Consider the following 19841-nt stretch of genomic DNA (forward strand, 5'->3'; position numbering starts at 1 on the left):
AAAATCTGACGATAGCAATATCATGTGGGTTCAAGTCCCATCTCCTGTATTTTTTTATTTTAAATATATCAAAAAGTCATAAAACATCTCATTTTTTATTTCCAGTTTGCAAAAACCTTACTTGCAACATCAGTTCCTGAATAGTTTCCTCTACTCTCTCCTTCAACAACAATACTTATAGCGATTTTCTTTCCTTTTCTCTCGCCAAATCCCATAAACCATGAGTGGTCACCCTTAGTTCCATCTTCTTTCTGATATTCCGCAGTACCTGTCTTTCCATAAATATTATATCCTAGATGTGAAAGTTTTTGGGCAGTACCTTCAGTTACAACAGCTTTCATAAAGCCCTTGATAATTTCAGCCTTTTTCTTAGAACAAAGTCTTTTAAATTTTTCTGGTTTATAGTCATTTACAAGCTTTTTTCCATCATCTGTAACTATTTTCTCTACTGTATAAGGTTTCATAAGCATACCGTCATTTGCTATTGCTGAGGCTATTAATGCATTGTGAAAAGGCGTAATCTGAGTCTTCCCCTGCCCTATTGAAGTCTGTAAAATCTCTTCAGTGTTTGATGATGAATTAAGCACAAAGCTGCTTTTTGAAGTTGTAAGTTCAAAGGGAAGTTCCTTATTATATAGAAATTTTTCTGTAAGTTTTGCAAACTTATCCTTATTTAAATTAAACCCTATACTTGCAAAAGCACCATTACAAGATTTCGCAAAAGCAGTTTTTAAATCTTCTTTTCCATGTTTTATGCGGTCAAAACATACTATGCTTTCTTTTCCTGATGAAAAAATTCCCTTGCAGTCAAAGCTAAACTTATCATAGTCTTTGTGCTCATTAATATATTCAAGAGCAGTGAGTACCTTAAATGTAGAACCCGGTGGATAAAGTCCGTTTGTAGCCCTATTTACCAGTTTTGCATCTTTTTGAGGCAGATTTGACAGTGTTTCCCAATCCGCTATTACAGTATTAGGATCATAATCAGGTTTTGAGACCATAGCTAAAACTCTTCCTGTTGAAGGTTCAAGGATTACACCTGCTCCATGGTAGCCTTTAAGGGCATTATTTAGCGATTTCTGCAATTTACTGTCAACCGTAGTAACTACACTGTCACCTTTATTCTTATCCTGATTAATTCTCTCAAAAACTCTAGTAAAGACATTATCATTGGATGAAAGAAGTTCATAATTCATAATTCCTTCTATTCCTGTCTTACCTGAGGAATTTCTTCCAACAATATGACTATACATATCACCATAAGGGTAAACTCTTACACTATTTTTGCCTTCTTCTCTTGTGTAGGCCAGTACATCTCCGTCTGAGGAAAGAACTTTCCCTCTCGACACATAGGATGCATAAATATCAGTTCTTTTATTATAAGAGTTGTTCATTATCTTAGGTGCAGTAATAAACTGAAAATAAATAAGATAACCTGACATAGATACAAAGAGTATTAGTATGATGTAAACAAGTCCAACAGGCTTTTTTACACGTTTTATTTTTATATCAGCTACGTTATCTTCTTTTTTAGTACCTGCTATATAAAGTCCCTGAATTACTCCAAAGATAATGATGGTACTAATAACAGAACTTCCACCTTGACTTACAAGCGGTAAGGTTACACCTGTAGAAGGAATAAATTTGACAGTTCCTCCTATGGATAAAAATATTTGGAATGAATACATAGTTGCACAGCCTATTGATACTAGCTGATGAAATTGATTCTTGGTTCGCCAAGCAAGTAAAATAAATGCTATAATAGTACAAAGATAAATTAAAATAAGGCAAAATCCAAAAAGCAGTCCAAGTTCTTCACAAAGTCCTGAAAAAATAAAATCACTTTCAACTACCGGTGTATTGGAAGGAAGACCATTTCCAAGACCAAAACCAAACCATCCACCACTGCCCATACCGAAAAGAGATTGTGTAACCTGATATCCCTTATCATCTATATATTTCCATGGATCTACAAAGGCCTGAACCCTAACCCTTACATGAGAAAATATATAATATCCTGCAACTGCTGAGATTACTCCTCCACCGGTAAAAAGTCCTAGAAGTTTCAGACTTCCGGTTGCAAAATATGTCATTACAGTAAAGGTGGTAAAAAAGAGCATAGCACCACCAAGATCCTTGCTTAGTACAAGCAAAAGCACCATAATAGCTGTAAGTGATGTTGTTATTATAATCTGCTTAATGCTTTTACTTACATAAAATAATGATGCTATCATAAAAATTAATAGTATTTTTACAAATTCAGATGGCTGTATGCTCATACCAAAAATGTTTATCCAGTTTTTAGCTCCATACTGCACCTTTGCTCTTAAAAATACATAGGCTAAAGAGCCTATACCTGCTATTGCATACAAATATCCCATACTTCTAAGCATTGACATTTTTTTTATTAAAAATGGTAGTATAAGACAGGCAACCAATGCTGCTGCCACAAATACAGTCTGCTTAACTCCCCATACAAATTTAAGCCTTGTAAGGAAGACAAAGCCTATTGTTATAAGAAACTGCATATGCGAAAATAGACTTTTAAATAAATTTTTGTAAAATATTCTGTATAAAAATGTAGAGCTTATAAGCAAAAGTATCTGTGCAAGATAAAGAAGGATAACCTTCATTTCAGGCATTTTTAAAAATATGCATAAAAATCCTGCAAAATGAAACATTAGGGTTAATACCGGTTGAAAAAAATATATTTCACCGCTATTATATTTATCATTATTTATAAAGCCTATAAAGCCTAAATAGGCATAAATAGCTATAATAATGATAATTATATACTTAGATATTTCACTTACTAAAATTTGCAAGTTTCATTACCTCTCTTACTTCTGATTCTGTTTCTAGCAAAAAATCAAACCTTAGAAAATCAGGTGAAAGTTCTTTAATTTCATCAATTTTATTGAAGAGATTTATAGGAATATCCTGATAAACATAGTTTGTACAGCTGTCACAGTTTTTAACAACAGGAAATTTTCCGGACTCTCCACTTGCCTTATTTTTTTTGTTTTCAATGTAAAGAATATCAGGAAGAGGTTTAATTCCTTTTGTTAATTTTTTGACACATGCACCTTTGTTTTTCCACTGGCACTGTGTCATAACCATCAATTCTTCTCTGCCATACACTACAAGAGAAAATTTAGAAGGTACTGTGATGTTTTTACGGACAAGTTCTGCCTCCCTTAAACTTTGTTCAAGACTTGCAGTATAGTGATAAATGCCAAAGTCAACAAGGCTTTCTACTGCTTTAGAATTAAAAGTATATAAATTGGTATCGGCTATCATCTTAATCGATGCATCTGAAATATCAATCATCTCTTTTACAAATGAAATTTCTTCTAAATTCCTCACAATAAATCCCTTAATTCTAAGCAAAACATCAAAACCATCTATTGTATCAAAATATTTTATATATTTTCTACGAGTACTTCTTCGAAATATTTCAGGAAGTCTTAGATATGCACTTCTTCCATCATCTTCTACAAGGTCAAGTCCACTTATAAGATTATCAAGTCCAAAATGCTCAAGATTTATGAAGATTTCATACTGTTCTTCATCTTTTTTAGTAATTTTTAATACTGTTTTTAGCTGTTCCATAGTTGATACTACTATTTCATATTTCGGATTAAAAGTTGGTATAGGAAACTGATGTTTCTTATTATCCAAAATAGAAATCGGATGTTTCTCATTTCTTTCTGCTAAGGCTTTATAAAGCATATCACAAGCCTTTCTTCTCAGCTCATTAAGTACAGATATTGGAAAAAATACTTCGCCAATCAAGGTAATTTCTATGTCTTCTTCATGCATTAAAAATTCAGTCTCTCCAAGTTTAAGCAACGATTCTTGAACCCTTTTCTTTTCAATAGGCTTATTATTGGCTCTCATGCAGATAGCACCATTTATAGTCACACTTGTGTCTTTTGTAAAAAGAGTGAGCATAAGCTCTTTGTCAGGCTCTGCATAAAAACTTGCATTAATCTTCTTTTTAATTTGCTCTTTAATGATATTTGTATTTATATCATTAAGAAGTTTTTCATTTTTTGTTCTATATACTAAAAGCCCTTCCCTCATTTGAAGACCATTTGTATAATTAGCTTCAAAACTCTCTCCTGCTCTTTTTTCGTCCTTCAGAGTAAATTCATACACCGGTTCCGTCGGCTTATCATCTGCCCTTATTTCAACTACATCATGAGAATTCAAATCTTTTGTTAAATTAATAACAATTACATTTTTCTTGCCCTTTGTTACTACATGTTTAACAGTACCTACAAGCACCCCATTATGATTAGGCCTTGTATTTGACATCATTTCTTCTCCGTTATAATGGACAAGATAACCTTTAGTAAAACTTCCTCTGTTATATATATCTGAAAGTTTTTCTACATCTGCATTTCGCTCCCTTATACTTTGCTCTAAATTAAAATATTCTTTTCCATAATCTAAATAAATATCAGTCCATTTTCTATATAAATGTGCTGTAAGGGCAGCATATTCAGGGCGTTTCATTCGCCCCTCTATCTTAAAAGAGTCGATGCCTGCCTCTACCATATTAGGTATTAAGTCTAAGGCACAGATATCTTTAGGGCTAAGTAAGTAAGGCTTTGTTTCAAGTTTTTCAGCCGGTCTTATTCCTACAGATTTATTACTGGCATAAAGGTTATAGCTCATACGGCAAGGGCCTGCACAACTACCTCGATTTCCACTTCTTCCACCATTCATAGCTGACATAAGACACTGTCCTGAATAACAGACACAGAGTGCACCATGAACAAAACACTCTATTTCAACTTTTTCTTTTTTAAATGCAGCTACCTCACCTAGTGAAAGTTCTCTTGAAAGCACTATTCGCTTTACATCATACTGCTTAAGCAGGTTAACTGCACCCGTATCACAGACTGTCATCTGAGTACTTGCATGCAATACAAGGTTAGGGAAATTTTCATGAAGAAACTTTAACACCCCGAAATCTTGTACAAGTACAGCATCTATGCCTGATTTATAGTATGGTAGGACATAGTCATAGAGCCCCTTCATCTCCTCTTCTTTGATAAGGGTATTTAGTGTCATATATAATTTTTTATCATGCACATGAGCATAATAGATTGCATCAATAAGCTCTTTTTCTTCAGGATTATCCGCATAAGCTCTAGCTCCAAAGTTTTTTCCACCTATGTAGCAGGCATCTGCCCCTCCTGCAAAAGCTGCCTTCATTCTATCTACAGAGCCTGCAGGGGCAAGTATTTCGATTTCTCTCTTTTTATTCATCTGTTATTTATGTTTTTTTCCTCGTTCATCTTCTTTTTTAGAAATTAGTTCATGCTTTAACTCAAATAATTCTTTATCCTTTTTTTCAAGTTCTTTTTTTAAGTCTTCATTTCTTTCAACCATCTTATAATATTCATCTACAATATTAATCTGAACTGTGAGGTTTCTCTGATTATCATCTAAACGTCTATACCCCTCCTCTTTAGAAAGTTCAACATATTTAGAATTTAAAAAAAGTGCAATTTTTTGCAGATACTCCTCACTTTCATATCCACTTAAGGTATATGGTTTATCATTTATAATCACTTTAATATTGTTCTTCTCGTTCATATTTCCCCTCACAATAGTTTATTTTAAGCCTAAATGACTGTATGCAAGCTCTGTAACTACCCTTCCTCTAGGAGTTCTTGCTATAAAGCCTGATTGGATTAAATATGGTTCATAAACATCTTCAATAGTAGCTGTATCTTCTCCTATTGAAACAGCAATTGTTTCAATCCCTACAGGACCGCCATTAAATTTCTCTATCATCGCCGTAAGAATCTGACGGTCAATATGGTCAAGTCCGTATCCGTCTATATTTAAAAGCGTAAGCACTTCTGTACCGACTTCCTTTGTTACCTTACCATCATACTTAACCTCAGCAAAATCCCGAACTCTTTTCAACATTCTATTCGCAAGTCTTGGAGTTCCCCTTGAGCGCTTAGCCATTTCCAGTGCAGCTTCTCTTTCAATTTTGACTCCAAGTACCTTTGCTGCCCTCATAATTATAGTTTCCAGTTCTGTTAAGTTATAGTATTCAAGCCTATTAACTACTCCAAATCTGTCACGTAGAGGTGCAGAGAGCATACCTGCTCTTGTTGTTGCACCTATAAGTGTAAATTTTGGAAGTTCAAGTCTTATACTCTTTGAAGTTGCACCTTTTCCAATAACTATATCTATAGCAAAATCCTCCATAGCCGGATAAAGTACCTCTTCTACCTGTCTGTTTAACCTATGGATTTCATCTACGAAAAGAACATCTCCCTCTTTAAGATTATTAAGGATAGCTGCAACATCACCAGGCTTTTCTATAGCAGGACCTGAAGTGATTTTAATATTAACTCCCATTTCATTGGCTATAATCCCTGCAAGAGTAGTTTTTCCAAGCCCAGGCGGTCCATATAAAAGCACATGGTCAAGAGGTTCTTTTCGGCCTTTTGCAGCTTCTATGTATACCTTCATCATCTCCTTAGCTTTTTGCTGTCCAATATATTCTGCTAAAAGTTTTGGTCTTAAGGTATCATCATTTCTAATATCTTCTTCTGAAGATATAGCTGATATTATTCGTCTTTTTGTATCGCTTTGCATCTAATCCAACCTTTTACATCAAATTTTTGAGAGCAAGTTTAACAAGTTCTTCAGCTGTAATATCTTTTGCAAATTCTATCTGACTGATAGCCTTCATGGATTCTGTCCGGCTATAACCAAGGGCAATAAGAACTTCTACTGCCTCTCCTTTTACTTCGTTGTTTATGCTTTCCTTTACAAAGTAATCGTGATTTTCTGAGGTAATAGTTTTATTATTTATAATACCTACCTTGTCCTTAAGTTCAAGCACAAGTTTTTTAGCTGTCTTTGCTCCTATACCTTGAGCTTTTTCTATTGTTTTAATATCCTCAGAGAGTATTGCAAAAGTAAGAATATCAGTAGGGATTGAGGAAAGAATTGCTATCCCTGCCTTAGGGCCTATTCCATTTACTGTAATTAAAAGCTTAAAAAACTCTAAATCTTCTTTTTCAAGGAAACCATAAAGTTGCATAATATCTTCCCTTACATGAAGATATGTATAAAGCCTTATGTCATCGCCTATTTTAGGAAGATAATTAAAAACTGCAGAAGGAACTATTGATTCTACTCCAAAGCCATTTACATCTATAATCACACTTTCCGCTGTTACAGTTTCCAGTTTTCCTTTTACCGAGGCTATCATATATTGTCTCCTAAACTAATTAAATATCATCTTATAATAATACAACAAATAGGAGTTTATGTCAAAAGTTTAGGTGTAAAAAATAGCGACTAAGAATCTCTCTTAATCGCTTTAATCAAATCAAGAATTAAACAAATCATCAACCTCTTCCTTAGTAAGCTTATTTATAAATACCTCTCCTGCCTTAATTACAGATTCAGCAAGGTCTTTTTTCCTCTCTTGAAGTTTATAAATTTTCTCTTCAATCGTCCCCTTAGTTATAAGTTTAACTACATTTACGCTATTTGTCTGCCCTATTCTATATACTCTGTCTGTAGCCTGATCTTCAACAGCAGGATTCCACCATGGATCATAATGAATAACCATATCTGCCCCAACAAGATTAAGTCCGGTACCACCGGCTTTAAGTGATATTAAATATACATCACGACTTCCACCGTTAAAAGCCTTAACATCCTCACTTCGCTGTGAAATAGGTGTAGATCCATCTAAATAGTAATAACTGATTTTAAGTTTTTTAAACTCATCTTCTATTATATTTAGCATAGAGGTAAACTGCGAAAATACAAGAATTCTATGTCCTCCTTCAATAGCATTTTGTACCAACTGGAGCAGTAATACCAGTTTTCCTGAATTTCCGTTATAATTTGATATGAAAGTAGAAGGATGACAACAGATTTGCCTAAGTCTTGTCAAAGAGGCAAGTATCATCATTCTGCTCTTTTCAAATCCTTTTTTGTCAATTTCACTATTTATCTTCTTTTTCATATCATCAAGGTATGACATATAAACTTCCTTCTGCTCTTCTGTCATATCTGAAACCATCTTTCTTTCAGTCTTTTCAGGAAGTTCCTCAAGCACATCCCTCTTCATTCTTCTAAGGATAAATGGCTTGATATGAAAATTAAGCTGTTTAAGTGCGTCTTCACTTTCAAACCTTACTACAGGCTTTTCATAAAGATTCACAAATTTTGAGTGGGAATACAGATAACCCGGCATAAGGAAGTCAAATATTGACCAAAGTTCAGACAAATTGTTTTCTATTGGAGTTCCCGTAAGTGCAAATCTATGATTCGCATTAAGCATCTTAACTGCCTTCGCATTACGGCTGTTAGGATTTTTGATAAATTGTGCCTCATCCAAAAAGGCTGTATGAAAATTAATCTCCTTCAATATATCAATATCTCTTCTAAGAATAGGATAAGAAACAAGTACAACCTGATGATTAGGATATTTTGCTATCAGCTCTTTTCTTTCGTTTGGATTACCCAAAATCATAAGTGTACTGAGTTTTGGACAAAAATTCTCAATTTCATCCTGCCAGTTAAAAAGCAGTGACGATGGGCAGACTACTATAAATACCGCATCTTTATTCTTTTTCCAAACTGATGCAATATAGGTAATAGCCTGTAAAGTCTTGCCAAGTCCCATATCATCGGCAAGAATACCTCCAAGATAATATTTTGAAAGTGAAGTAAGCCACTCAAATCCCACCTCCTGATAAGGACGAAGTTGAGCCTTAATTTCCTCAGGAACCTTCATCTTCGTATTTTCAGGATGCTTAATTTCTTCTATCAACGCAGTGAAAGATTTGTCTGCTTTTATCTCGTACAAACCTTCATCAGAGGCCTGACTTAAATAAAATGCATAGTCAAGTGAGGTGTATATTTTCCCATCTGTAATACTTCCTTTGTTATTTCCAATTTTATCAATGAGTTCACTCAGCTTATCCAGTTCTCCACTACCGGCAAGGTCAATAAAACTACCATTTTTTAGTCTGAAAAATTTCTTTTTTAACTTTAGACTGTTAAAAAGGTCTGTAAGTTCATCACTTGAAAGTCCTTCAAAATCAAAGTCAACTTCAAGCATATTGTTTTCACTTTGTACACGAACAGAAGTTTTTGCTATTTTGGGCTGATTTACTTTAATTTTTTTAAATTCTTCTGAGTAGAACAATTCATATTTTCCAGATAAATATTCTAAACTATTTTTTAAAAAATCATAAATCTCTGATTCATTATTTAAATAAAAATACTGTTCCTCTCTGATAAAACCTAAGCTTTCAATATCTTCAAAACACTCTGCCTCACGACTTGGTTTCCGTACAATTACCGCCTTTATATCAGGCATCTTAAGGAATGGATTGAATTTATACTCTCCATAAACAGTAATCACTTCAAGCTTGATACTACCTCTGTATATGTCCATATACAGTTCAAATTTTACATTTTCTGTTATATAATTATCACGAAGTGCCTTAGGAATTGTAAGTGAAAAAGTTTCATGTATGCGAGGGAGAACAACATTTAAAAAGCGATCCTTTTCCTCACCTTCAAATACTAAGGCATCCTCTTCTCCATCATTTGGAGTATGATAAAACGGCAGAAAATTTCTTGTAAATATCCTATCCGGATGATAGATGGCATTATCATAATAAAATAGCTTTCCTTTTTCATCTAGTGGGATAATTCTCTCATCATCCCAAGATAAAATAATCGAATCATCTTCATCTGATAGATTCAGATAAAAATTCAAATCAGGCTTTCCTACAATAAATTTAACATTTTCAAAAGTTTCATCTGCAAAACTAAAATTAAAAGGAATTTTTATTATTTTCAATAGTCTTAATAGCATATGCCTGTCTAAGAAAATATTTGATTTTACAAACATACTTGAAGAATTTCCTCTTCCAACAATTTCTTGTATGTCAAAAATTTCACAAAGAAAATCAAGTATTGCCTTTGATTCATGGTCAAAACGGTTTTCTCCATGAAAATAAGAGAAATCTTTTCCTAGAGAAATTGGCTCATCATGTATGTAATCAGATAAAAATTTTCTTATATTTTGTACTTTATACATTTTGGTGCTACCAGCCATTATATTTACAGATGCATTTACAGAATTATCTGCTCTAAACATAGAAGGGAGAATTATGCTTAGTTTTATATGAAAAATATCTCCAAGCCCTGCCATATAGTCCATAGTATCAAAGTAGTCTAATACTCTTGCAACACGCCTTTTATCATCAGATTCTATTTTCTGCTGTTTCCGTTTATCGGAATAATCATTTATAAAAAGCATTACTGCCACAGCATGTTTACAGGCTCCAGGATGCTTTCTGCTAGAAGGACAATTGCATTTATACTCAATTTTACCCTTATTATTTAAATCAATATCAACTGTATATTCACTTTTACCTTGAACGATAGCTCTATAATGCTCCTTGCTTTTAGATTTAGATATTGTCTTTATTGCTTTTGCAGAGTAATATCTTATACCTCTATTATAAGCAATGTCATTTGCAGCCAGATTTTTAATAATTATCCTATTTAATTCAGCCATAATACCTCTTTAAATATTAAATGATGTTAAAGATTATTTTCTACTCCAGGTAGCTTTCGAGAACAATAAAAGCATTGGGAATATCTCCAATCTTCCGGCTAACATATCAAAAATAAATACTAATTTTGACAGATTGGAAAATTCGGAAAAATTTCCTGTCGGCCCTACTTTATTAAGTCCAGGTCCAATATTATTAAAGGTAGCAACAACAGCAGTAAAACTTGATTCAAAGTCTATGTTATCAAGAGATATTATTAAGAACGAAAAGGTTATAATTAAAATATATGAAACTAAGTAAACATTCGCATTTCTAATAACCGAATGTTCTACTGTTTTGCCATCCATTTTCAATATCTTTATACTTTTTTGATGAATCATACCTACAATTTCTTTTTTTACAGTTTTAGCATATATAAGTATTCTTGAAACCTTCATTCCTCCTCCTGTACTTCCTGCACAGGCTCCAACAAACATAATCATAAGAAGGACACTTTTCGCAAACATTGGCCACATATTAAAATCTGCAGTGGCATAACCTGTTGTAGTTATTACTGAGGCTACTGAAAAAAAAGCATGATGAATGTTTAAATAAAGATTGTCCCATTCTCCCAAATTTACCACAATTAATGCTACAGCTGTAAATACAATAATCAGATACCATTTTACTTCTTCGATTTTTATAACTTCTTTAAACTTCTTCTTAAGTATTAAAAAGTAAACATTGAAGTTAATTCCAAAAAGCAACATAAACACTGTAATTACAGCCTGTTGCAACATAGTATATCCACCACAACTGTCATTATGTATGCCAAATCCACCTGTACCTGCAGTTCCAAAAGTTATACATACAGCATCAAATGGATGCATCCCAGTTATAAGTAAAATAACAAGCTGTACAACTGTCATTCCAAGATAAATTTTATAAAGGTAGGACGCTGTTTTCTTTACATTTGGAACCAGCTTACCTACTGAAGGTCCAGGGCTTTCTGCCCTCATAAGATGCATATCTACACCTCCAAACAATGGTAAGATTGCCAGTATGAAAACAAGAACCCCCATCCCACCTATCCAATGTGAAAAACTTCTCCAAATAAGTACACAATGAGGAAATGGTGTTAAGTCTGTAATAACACTTGAACCTGTAGTTGTAAAACCTGAAACAATTTCAAACAGTGCATCAATATAATTAGGAAGTACACCTGTAAGTACAAAAGGAATAGCTCCCACTAGACTTATAACTATCCATGTAAGTGAGCAGATTACAAATCCCTCCCTTGCATAAAACCTTTTATTCGTAGGTTTTTTAAGCGTTATAAGCCCTCCAATTATAAAGGATAGTAAAGAGCAGGCAAAAAAAACATAACCTTCTTTCTCTCCGTAAATAAGTGCCGTAACAGCAGGTAGGAGCAGGAACGCTCCTTCAAAATTAAGTACCCAGCCCATAATATAGGCTACAATTAAATAATTCATAATTCTTACTCAGCAATTATATCGTCTATACTGCCAAGACCTGTATTGGTAGTAATTACAATAACGCTGTCTCCTTTTTGAATAATATCTTTACCTGATGGTGTGATAATCTGATTATTTCTATAAATTGCAGCTACAATAACATTAGGCTTTATATTTAATTTTTCTAAAGTCTTTTTTGTTATTTTAGAATCAGACTTGATGAGAAACTCCAAAGCCTCTGCCTCATTCCCAAACATTTTGTACAAGGTTTCAACATTGCTGCCTTTTGAGTTCTGCATAGAACGAACATATTTCAAAATATATTGTGAAGTTATCTGCTTAGGAGCTATTACAGAACCTATCGGAAGTTCCCTAATAACTTCTTCAAATTCTATTTTATTTATTTTAGTAATTGATTTTGCCTTAGAAATATGATGAGTATACATTGAAAGAAGAATATTTTCTTCATCAATACTGGTTAAAGTTACAACAGCATCAGCATTTTCAATGCCTTCTTCCAACAAAATTCTCTTATCCGTAGCATCTGCATGTATTACGATAGCCTCAGGAATAAGTTCTGAAAGTTCAGCACAGCGTGCCTCATCGGCTTCTATTATTTTTACATCTATCTTAGCTTTTACAAGCTCTAAACATAGGTAGTAAGCTACTGTACCTCCACCACAAACCATTACATTCTTAATCGGTCTTGTATTCACCCCTACCTTATTAAAGAAATCATAGGAATCTTTAAACTTGAGTATACAGGAAAATGTATCTCCTTTTCTAAGAACAAAAGAGCCGTTAGGTATTTCAACCTTTCCATCTCTTCTTACCATGCATATAAGCACATTACCCGATACATTTTTTGAAAATTCTATAAGGCTCATACCATCAAGTATAGAATCTTCTCCTATTGTAAGCGAAATAAGATTTACCCTACCCTTATAAAATGTATCTACCTCTATAGCTGATGGAAAATGAATAAGTCTTGCTATTTCAAAAGCAGCTATTCTCTCAGGATTAATAGCCATTGAAAGACCAAGTTCTTCTTTTATATAACTAATTTCTTCATAATACTGAGGATTTCTCACCCTTGCTATAGTCTGGCAGTTACCGGCCTTTTTTGCCATAAGACAACAGAGTAAGTTAATCTCATCCTTATCTGTAACAGCTATAAGTAAATCAGCATCCTGTACATCGGCTTCAAGTAACATCTTATAACTTGTACCATCTCCACACACAGCTTGTACATCTAGAATATTTACTGCATTTTGAAGTGCTGTATTGTCCCTGTCAATTATACAAATGTCATTTTTTTCATTACTTAACTCTCTCGCAAGAGCATATCCCACCTTGCCACAGCCAACTATTATTATATTCATGGAATATCAGTCCCCCCTAAACTATAATTCACCCATTAAATAAAATCTGCAATTTTCAGTAATCTTAACCTTCAACAGCTTTCCAATATAATCTTCTTTTTTGTTTGTAGGTACTTTAAAATGAACAAGGGTATTATCAGACATCCTCCCTGTAATAAATAGAGGAACTTCGCTATTTACCTCTTCTGCCAACACCTCTACTATCTGTCCTACCTGACTACCGAATTTATCATCAGAATATTCTGCTACGGTATCCTGCAGCCTTTTAAATCTTCTTTTCACTGCTTCAATTTCCACCTGATCTGTCATTGTGGCAGCAGGAGTTCCTGTCCTTTTAGAATATTCAAACATATAAGCACTCTGATAATGTACCTTCCTTACAACATCTAAAGTATCTTCAAAGTCTTCCTCTGTTTCTCCCGGAAAGCCCACTATGATATCGGTAGTAAGTGCAATATCAGGAATCCTTTTTTTGATTTTTTCAGTAAGTTCAAGATATCCTTCTTTTGTATATCGCCTGTTCATTCTCTTAAGCACATTATTACTTCCTGCCTGAAATGGTAGGTGTATATGTCTACAGACTTTATCAGACTCTGCTATTACCTCAATAAGTTCATCTGAAAAATCTTTCGGATGAGGTGTCATAAAACGGATGCGTTTAATACCTTCTACCTTTTCTACCATTTTTAAAAGTTTTGCAAAGGTAACAGGCTCTCCACCCTCAGTAGACAATCCTTTCCCATATGAGTTTACATTTTGACCAAGCAGCATAATCTCTAAGACACCTGATTTTGCAAGACACTGTACTTCTTTAATTATGTCTTCTGGTCTTCTACTCCTCTCTCTACCCCTAACATAAGGAACTATACAATAGGTACAGAAATTATCACAGCCATAAGTAATATTTACACTTGCCTTAAATGAATACTTTCTTTCATCAGGCAGATCTTCGACTATTTTATCAGTGTCCTTCCATATATCTACAAGCATAGAATGTTTAATCTTATATTTTCCATTCTTCTTTACAGGATGATGTGCAGCATAACTTTTCTCTGCGAACATAGCAAACACTAATTCTGCAAGCTTATATATATTGTGAGTACCATAAATTAAATCAATAAATGAATAACTTTCTCTAAGTTTCTGAACTACAGTTGTCTCCTGCATCATGCAACCACAGAGAGCAATTATCATATTCGGATTAAGCTCTTTTAATTTTTTTAAATACCCTAAATTGCCATAGACTTTTTGATCTGCATTTTCCCTGATAGTACAGGTATTTAGGATTACAAAATCAGGACTTTTATCTTCAGTACCTGTAAACCCTATTTTTTCCAGTATGCCAGCTATTTTCTCAGAATCTCTGAAATTCATCTGACATCCGAATGTGTTGCAATTAAAGGTAAGCTGCTTTCCTGCATTTTTACAAATTAATTTAAAAACTTCAGCTGCCTTTTCCATATAATAATACTGTCTATCAGGTTCTGCAGTGGGCTCTTTAGCTCTTACTGCCTCAAAATCATAATCAACTTTAAAAATATTTGTTATTTTATCTTCCATCTTCATCCTATCTAATATTTTTTATCAGCTTTTTTTCAATTATCTTCTCAGCCGTTTTTATTCCATCCACAGCTGCACTTGTTATACCACCGGCATAACCGGCACCCTCTCCAATAGGATAAATTCCTGCTATATTTGACTCAAAGGTGTTATTATCTCTTACAATCCTAAGAGGACAGGATGTTCTTGACTCTACACCAAGCATAACCACATCATCCCTATTAAAACCTTTTATCTTATTCCCGAAATCTTCCATTCCAAGAATGATTGACTGTACAATATAGTTAGGCAAAATTTCTCTTAAATTAGCAAACTGAGTCTTTCCCTTTGATACTGTATCAATCAAACCAAAACCCGAACTTATTTTATTTTCCTTAAAATCGCCTAAAAGCTGAACAGGAATTGCTCCACCTGCTAAATTAAAGGCTTTTTTTTCCAGTTCCTTTTGAAATCTTACACCTGCTAATGCATCATCTGCACCGAAATCAGCTGTATTTACAGCTACAACTATGGCACTGTTGGCATTTTTTGAATCTCTATTGTGGTAACTCATACCATTTACCAAAGTTCCTCCTCTTTCTGAGGAAGAGTTTACTACATAGCCTCCGGGACACATACAGAACGAATACACACCTCGTCCCTCTATGCCTGTATATGTTACCTTATAATCTGCCGGAGGAAGTTTGTCATACAGCTTTCCGTATTGGTATCTGCTTATCATTTCCTGAGGATGTTCTACCCTCACTCCAACAGCAAAAGGCTTCGGTGTCATAATAATTCCCTTTGATGAGAGGAGACTGAAAGTGTCCCTCGAAGAGTGACCGAGAGCCAGTATCACCTCATCGCATGGAAGTGTTTCTTCCTGATTTAACACTATATTTGTCAGTTCTCCATTTTTTGTATGAAAATCAGTAAATTTAGTTTCAAACTTATATTCTCCCCCAAGTGACTCTATTTCTTTACGCATATTTATAAGCACAGTCTTAAGAACATCTGTTCCGATATGCGGTTTATTAATATATAGGATTTCAGGGTCTGCACCAAATTTTACAAAAGTTTCAAGCACAAAAGGAATTCTTCTAAAAGGGTCTTTTACCATGGTGTTTAACTTTCCGTCGGAAAAAGTTCCTGCACCTCCCTCACCAAACTGTACATTAGTTGTTTCTGAAAGTTCTCCTCTTTCCCAAAACTTTTCTACAGTAGCAGTCCTTTTCTCTACATCTTGCCCCTGCTCTATAATTATAGGATTAAGCCCTGCCAATGCAAGCACATAGGCACAAAAAAGTCCTGCCGGTCCACTACCTATAATGATAGGCCTGTTATTGTTGGTACTCTGTCCAAGCTTTTTAATGCTAAGTTTTTCATCCTTGTATATTGTTACATCAATTTGAGACTTCTTTGCAGATAATACTTTATTATATGCCTTATTTTCCAATGTAACAACTACAGATAGGCTATAATGTATTTCCTCTTTTTTTCTTGCATCAATCGACTGCTTTTTAATTTCGTATGCAATCAAGTCTTTATCATTTATTTTCAATTTCCTTATACAGGCATTTTTTACATCCTCAGCTTTATAACCTATTGGAAGTTTTATCTGTGAAACCTGAAGTAAATTTCCCTCTTTCATCATCCTCCATTTCCAACTTCATAAGCACTTGAAAATGCCCAAGTAAGGTTATAACCTCCACAAAGTCCATCTACATCAAGAACTTCTCCAACAAAAAAAAGTCCTTTTATAAACCTTGATTCCAAGCTGTCTGTAACCTCTTCCATTGGAACACCGCCTGAAGTTGTCTGTGCCGATTCAAAACTATTAACGGATATTATATCAAATTTGGCTGATTTAAGCCACTGTGAAATCATACTAATTTTGTCATCATTTATATCCCTAACATAACCTTTATCGGTTAAAACCTTATCTGAAATATATTTTACAATTTTCTCATAAGTAAAGCCTGTTAAAAACTTATCAGCTGTCTTCTCTCCTATTAGATTTTTACGATTTTTCAACATGGTTTTAAGTTCTTCTTCCGATTTTTCATAATAAAAATCTATGGTGAAATACAGCTTATTTCCTTTATCCAGTTCTCTTGCAATCCTACCGGAAAGTTGCATGACAGGTATTCCGCCTACTCCCTGTTCACTAAACTGTAACTCTCCTACTTCGCTTCCCAGCAGTACCTTGCATTCTCCATTATTAATATAGGCTGTTATCTTAGCTGTGCATCTGATTCCTGCAAAATCATGCTTGCTTATTTTAACCGAGGAAAGAGCAGGTAAAGGCTTTATTATACTATGTCCAAGACTTTTAATTATATTATAAAACGACCCGTCACTTCCTGTGGAACTGCCTGCAAGACCGCCACAGGCAATTACCAATTTCTTTCCAAAGTATGAATAAGAATTATTACTATCTCCTGTTACAACTTCAAATATTCCATCGTTTTTCTTAACATCTATAATATTTATATTCGTTTTTATCTTAACTTTAAGCCTTATTAACTCATCAGTTAAAATATTTACAAATTCCTTACCACTTTCACCTGACGGATATACATAACCTGCCTCTATCCTATCAAAATTCCTGCCTTTTTTAACTATCCACTCAATACCAAAAGAAGAGAAAAGGTCTGCAAGCCCTTTCCCTCCCATCTTATTTATAAGGTTATAAGCCTTATCTATATCACCGCTGTTGTAGCAGGCTTTTGTCTGATAAAGATTGGTAAAATTACATTTCCCATTACCTGTTATAGACAGCTTTTTACCCAAGGTTTTACCATGCTCAATTATTGTTACATTAGCACCCTTTCGCACGGCAATCAGTGCCGTAAGGATACCTGATGCCCCTCCGCCGACAACTATTAAGTCTCTGATTTCATTAACCATAGTTCCTCTATTTCTTTTTAAATGTTATCATCTCTTTTCTGTTGACAGGAAAGACTGCATAATAAGTTTTACCTGTATTTACACGGACTTCCTCAGTGTGAGCCTTATCATAATAAAATCTGGTTTTATCTGCTCCGCCATTTTTCTCCCAATAGACTTTTATTCCTCTGCCATTTGTAATATAGTACGCATTTCCTGACTGATTAATTAAATCCATTGTCTGATAACCATTTCTATCCTTATTATATTCATTTACAAACTGAATAAAAATATTTTTGAACTTAAGTGCCTTGCCTGTCCCCTTATCAATATGCTTTGTACCAAAAGCATATCTGGTATACAATTTATCCTTTTTGCTGTATGTAAACGAGGGAGTCATATATGCAGAAAAAGGTATTTTTACATAGTTTGTCTTAAATGAACCTTTTTCATCATTATTGACTTCTTCATCCTGTGAAAAATTAAAATGTGATGAAAGTCCTTTTCTCGGCTTGGTTCTTAACTTCTTATCTTTCATAGCCTTCATCAGACCTTTAGCACTTGCAAAAGCATTGTGAGGAGCTCTTATACTGTTATCCCTGTAAAATGCCCTTGCTCCCTCCCAAGAAAGCCCTGAAATAGTATCTACTCCTAATTTTTTTATTTCATCTATTGCATAATGTGTCTGCCCGAAATGAACGAAAATAGCATCAAATTCATTTGCAAAATCTACATAATAATGTCTTGCACTTCTTACCGAGCCTATTCTATCACCCTTCATATAATCAAAGACTCCCATAAGTCTTGTTATTCCGCCCTCAGCCAAGATTTCATATATAATCTCTGCTCTGCCTGTACCTGTCTGAGGATAGGCAAATTCGATGTTATTGAACATGAACGCAAACGGACGCTTATTCTTATATTTCTCATCTAAAGGTTTTCCGCTTAAAGGACTGGTATAAACAGGCTTTTCAGGCTCTTTTGGCAGTTCGGATACTAATGAAGATAAATCCGGCATATTAGTCGAAGTATTTGAAACAACCGATGTGACATTTTTAATAGCAGATGAATTATCTGTTTTTTTACCACAGCCTGAAAGAGAAACAAATACTGTGGATAGCATAATTAAACTTGTAAGTACGATTTTATTTTTCATATCATCCCTCATTTCTAGTTATACTTAGTGCTTGTAATATTTCCTCTTGTTTCTCTTCCATCACTAAGCGTTCTTCATCATCTATATGGTCATACCCAAGCAAATGTAACATACTGTGAGCTACCAAAAAGGCAAATTCTCTTTTAAGACTATGCCCGTACTCATTTGCCTGTTCCATCACCTTATCAACGGAAATCATAATATCTCCTAAAAGCAGTTCATCTGTTTCAGGATTAAAATAACTTTCAGGACTTTTCTCAATCAAGGTAAAATCGGCAGGAGAAATATAATCTACCATAGGAAATGACAGTACATCTGTCGGTCTATCAATTCCTCTGAACTCTTTATTTGTTTTATGAATCTCCTCATTATTGGTAATCAGGACATTTACTTCCGCTTCATAAGGGCAATTCTCTGTTTCAAGTGCTTTATTTACCACATCTTCAATAATCTTTTCATAATCAAATCCAAGTTCTTTCTCGGTTTCATTCTCTACTAAAATAGTCATAACTAGTCCTCGCCTCCTCCATAAGATAGTCCTTAATAAATTTATATTCATTTAAAGAAAGCCCCGATGCATCCAGTCTTCCTGACATAAGGCAGGAATCCATAACACCATCAACAATTTGGGTAAGACTACGCTTAATACCCTTATTTTCAAGATAGAATATAGTTGTGGAGAATTTACACACTATCATAGTTATCGCAGTTTCACGAGATTTTGGATAACCCAACTTAAAATTATGCTCCTTTATAAAGGCAGTAACTTCATTGGGAAAGTTATTATCTTTAGCTAAAACTAAGCCTTCTACTATATAATTATTGCTTA

Annotated in this window: 14 protein-coding genes; all 14 read right to left on the reverse strand. The window is 34.1% G+C overall.

What is annotated here, in order from left to right:
* Positions 1–95 precede the first annotated feature (95 nt).
* Positions 96–2825 carry an FtsW/RodA/SpoVE family cell cycle protein gene (locus ACTTG8_RS07485; protein WP_442561504.1) on the reverse strand — a complete coding sequence of 910 codons (2730 nt, stop codon included), beginning with the start codon at positions 2823–2825 and terminating at the stop codon, positions 96–98.
* Positions 2806–5280 (reverse strand): peptidase U32 family protein, encoded by a 2475-nt coding sequence (locus tag ACTTG8_RS07490; protein WP_442561505.1) that lies wholly within the window; start codon positions 5278–5280, stop codon positions 2806–2808. The genes ACTTG8_RS07485 and ACTTG8_RS07490 overlap by 20 nt, the downstream gene beginning before the upstream one ends.
* Positions 5281–5283: 3 nt before the next feature.
* Positions 5284–5610 carry a cell division protein ZapA gene (locus ACTTG8_RS07495; protein WP_442561506.1) on the reverse strand — a complete coding sequence of 109 codons (327 nt, stop codon included), beginning with the start codon at positions 5608–5610 and terminating at the stop codon, positions 5284–5286.
* A gap of 18 nt (positions 5611–5628) precedes the next feature.
* Complete coding sequence (gene ruvB / locus ACTTG8_RS07500) at positions 5629–6630, reverse strand: Holliday junction branch migration DNA helicase RuvB (protein WP_442561507.1); 1002 nt, start codon at positions 6628–6630, stop codon at positions 5629–5631.
* A gap of 13 nt (positions 6631–6643) precedes the next feature.
* Positions 6644–7252, reverse strand: a complete 609-nt coding sequence (ruvA, locus tag ACTTG8_RS07505) for a Holliday junction branch migration protein RuvA (protein WP_442561508.1) — start codon at positions 7250–7252, stop codon at positions 6644–6646.
* 120 nt (positions 7253–7372) lie between these two features.
* Positions 7373–10594, reverse strand: coding sequence for an SNF2 helicase associated domain-containing protein (locus ACTTG8_RS07510; RefSeq protein WP_442561509.1), 3222 nt, complete (start codon positions 10592–10594; stop codon positions 7373–7375).
* Positions 10595–10627: 33 nt separating this feature from the next.
* Complete coding sequence (locus ACTTG8_RS07515) at positions 10628–12064, reverse strand: TrkH family potassium uptake protein (protein WP_442561510.1); 1437 nt, start codon at positions 12062–12064, stop codon at positions 10628–10630.
* Positions 12065–12069: 5 nt separating this feature from the next.
* Complete coding sequence (gene trkA, locus ACTTG8_RS07520) at positions 12070–13428, reverse strand: Trk system potassium transporter TrkA (protein WP_442561511.1); 1359 nt, start codon at positions 13426–13428, stop codon at positions 12070–12072.
* Positions 13429–13449: 21 nt separating this feature from the next.
* Positions 13450–14988, reverse strand: coding sequence for a tRNA (N6-isopentenyl adenosine(37)-C2)-methylthiotransferase MiaB (miaB, locus tag ACTTG8_RS07525; protein ID WP_442561512.1), 1539 nt, complete (start codon positions 14986–14988; stop codon positions 13450–13452).
* A gap of 7 nt (positions 14989–14995) precedes the next feature.
* The gene (locus tag ACTTG8_RS07530) at positions 14996–16621 is read right to left on the reverse strand and encodes an NAD(P)/FAD-dependent oxidoreductase (protein ID WP_442561513.1); all 1626 of its coding nucleotides are present in this window, start codon (positions 16619–16621) and stop codon (positions 14996–14998) included.
* The gene (locus ACTTG8_RS07535) at positions 16618–17877 is read right to left on the reverse strand and encodes an aminoacetone oxidase family FAD-binding enzyme (RefSeq protein WP_442561514.1); all 1260 of its coding nucleotides are present in this window, start codon (positions 17875–17877) and stop codon (positions 16618–16620) included. Before ACTTG8_RS07535 ends, ACTTG8_RS07530 begins: the two co-directional genes overlap by 4 nt.
* A gap of 7 nt (positions 17878–17884) precedes the next feature.
* Entirely contained in the window at positions 17885–19012 is a 1128-nt protein-coding gene (locus tag ACTTG8_RS07540) for a DUF3048 domain-containing protein (RefSeq protein WP_442561515.1), read from the reverse strand.
* A gap of 1 nt (position 19013) precedes the next feature.
* Positions 19014–19520, reverse strand: coding sequence for an rRNA maturation RNase YbeY (ybeY, locus tag ACTTG8_RS07545; RefSeq protein WP_442561516.1), 507 nt, complete (start codon positions 19518–19520; stop codon positions 19014–19016).
* On the reverse strand, positions 19498–19841 hold a 344-nt coding region (locus ACTTG8_RS07550; protein ID WP_442561517.1), incomplete at its 5' end, for a hypothetical protein. The genes ACTTG8_RS07550 and ybeY, both read right to left, overlap by 23 nt.

Origin of the sequence: Catonella sp., from assembly GCF_052173895.1 — a bacterium.
Lineage (GTDB): Bacteria > Bacillota > Clostridia > Lachnospirales > Lachnospiraceae > Catonella.

Coding starts and splice junctions, on each gene's coding strand:
- ybeY (WP_442561516.1), bottom strand. CDS start 19,520: ATGACTATTTTAGTAGAGAATGAAACCGAGAAAGAACTTGGATTTGAT.
- ACTTG8_RS07535 (WP_442561514.1), bottom strand. CDS start 17,877: ATGGTTAATGAAATCAGAGACTTAATAGTTGTCGGCGGAGGGGCATCA.
- trkA (WP_442561511.1), bottom strand. CDS start 13,428: ATGAATATAATAATAGTTGGCTGTGGCAAGGTGGGATATGCTCTTGCG.
- ACTTG8_RS07515 (WP_442561510.1), bottom strand. CDS start 12,064: ATGAATTATTTAATTGTAGCCTATATTATGGGCTGGGTACTTAATTTT.
- ruvB (WP_442561507.1), bottom strand. CDS start 6,630: ATGCAAAGCGATACAAAAAGACGAATAATATCAGCTATATCTTCAGAA.
- ruvA (WP_442561508.1), bottom strand. CDS start 7,252: ATGATAGCCTCGGTAAAAGGAAAACTGGAAACTGTAACAGCGGAAAGT.
- ACTTG8_RS07510 (WP_442561509.1), bottom strand. CDS start 10,594: ATGGCTGAATTAAATAGGATAATTATTAAAAATCTGGCTGCAAATGAC.
- ACTTG8_RS07540 (WP_442561515.1), bottom strand. CDS start 19,012: ATGAAAAATAAAATCGTACTTACAAGTTTAATTATGCTATCCACAGTA.
- miaB (WP_442561512.1), bottom strand. CDS start 14,988: ATGGAAGATAAAATAACAAATATTTTTAAAGTTGATTATGATTTTGAG.
- ACTTG8_RS07495 (WP_442561506.1), bottom strand. CDS start 5,610: ATGAACGAGAAGAACAATATTAAAGTGATTATAAATGATAAACCATAT.
- ACTTG8_RS07490 (WP_442561505.1), bottom strand. CDS start 5,280: ATGAATAAAAAGAGAGAAATCGAAATACTTGCCCCTGCAGGCTCTGTA.
- ACTTG8_RS07530 (WP_442561513.1), bottom strand. CDS start 16,621: ATGATGAAAGAGGGAAATTTACTTCAGGTTTCACAGATAAAACTTCCA.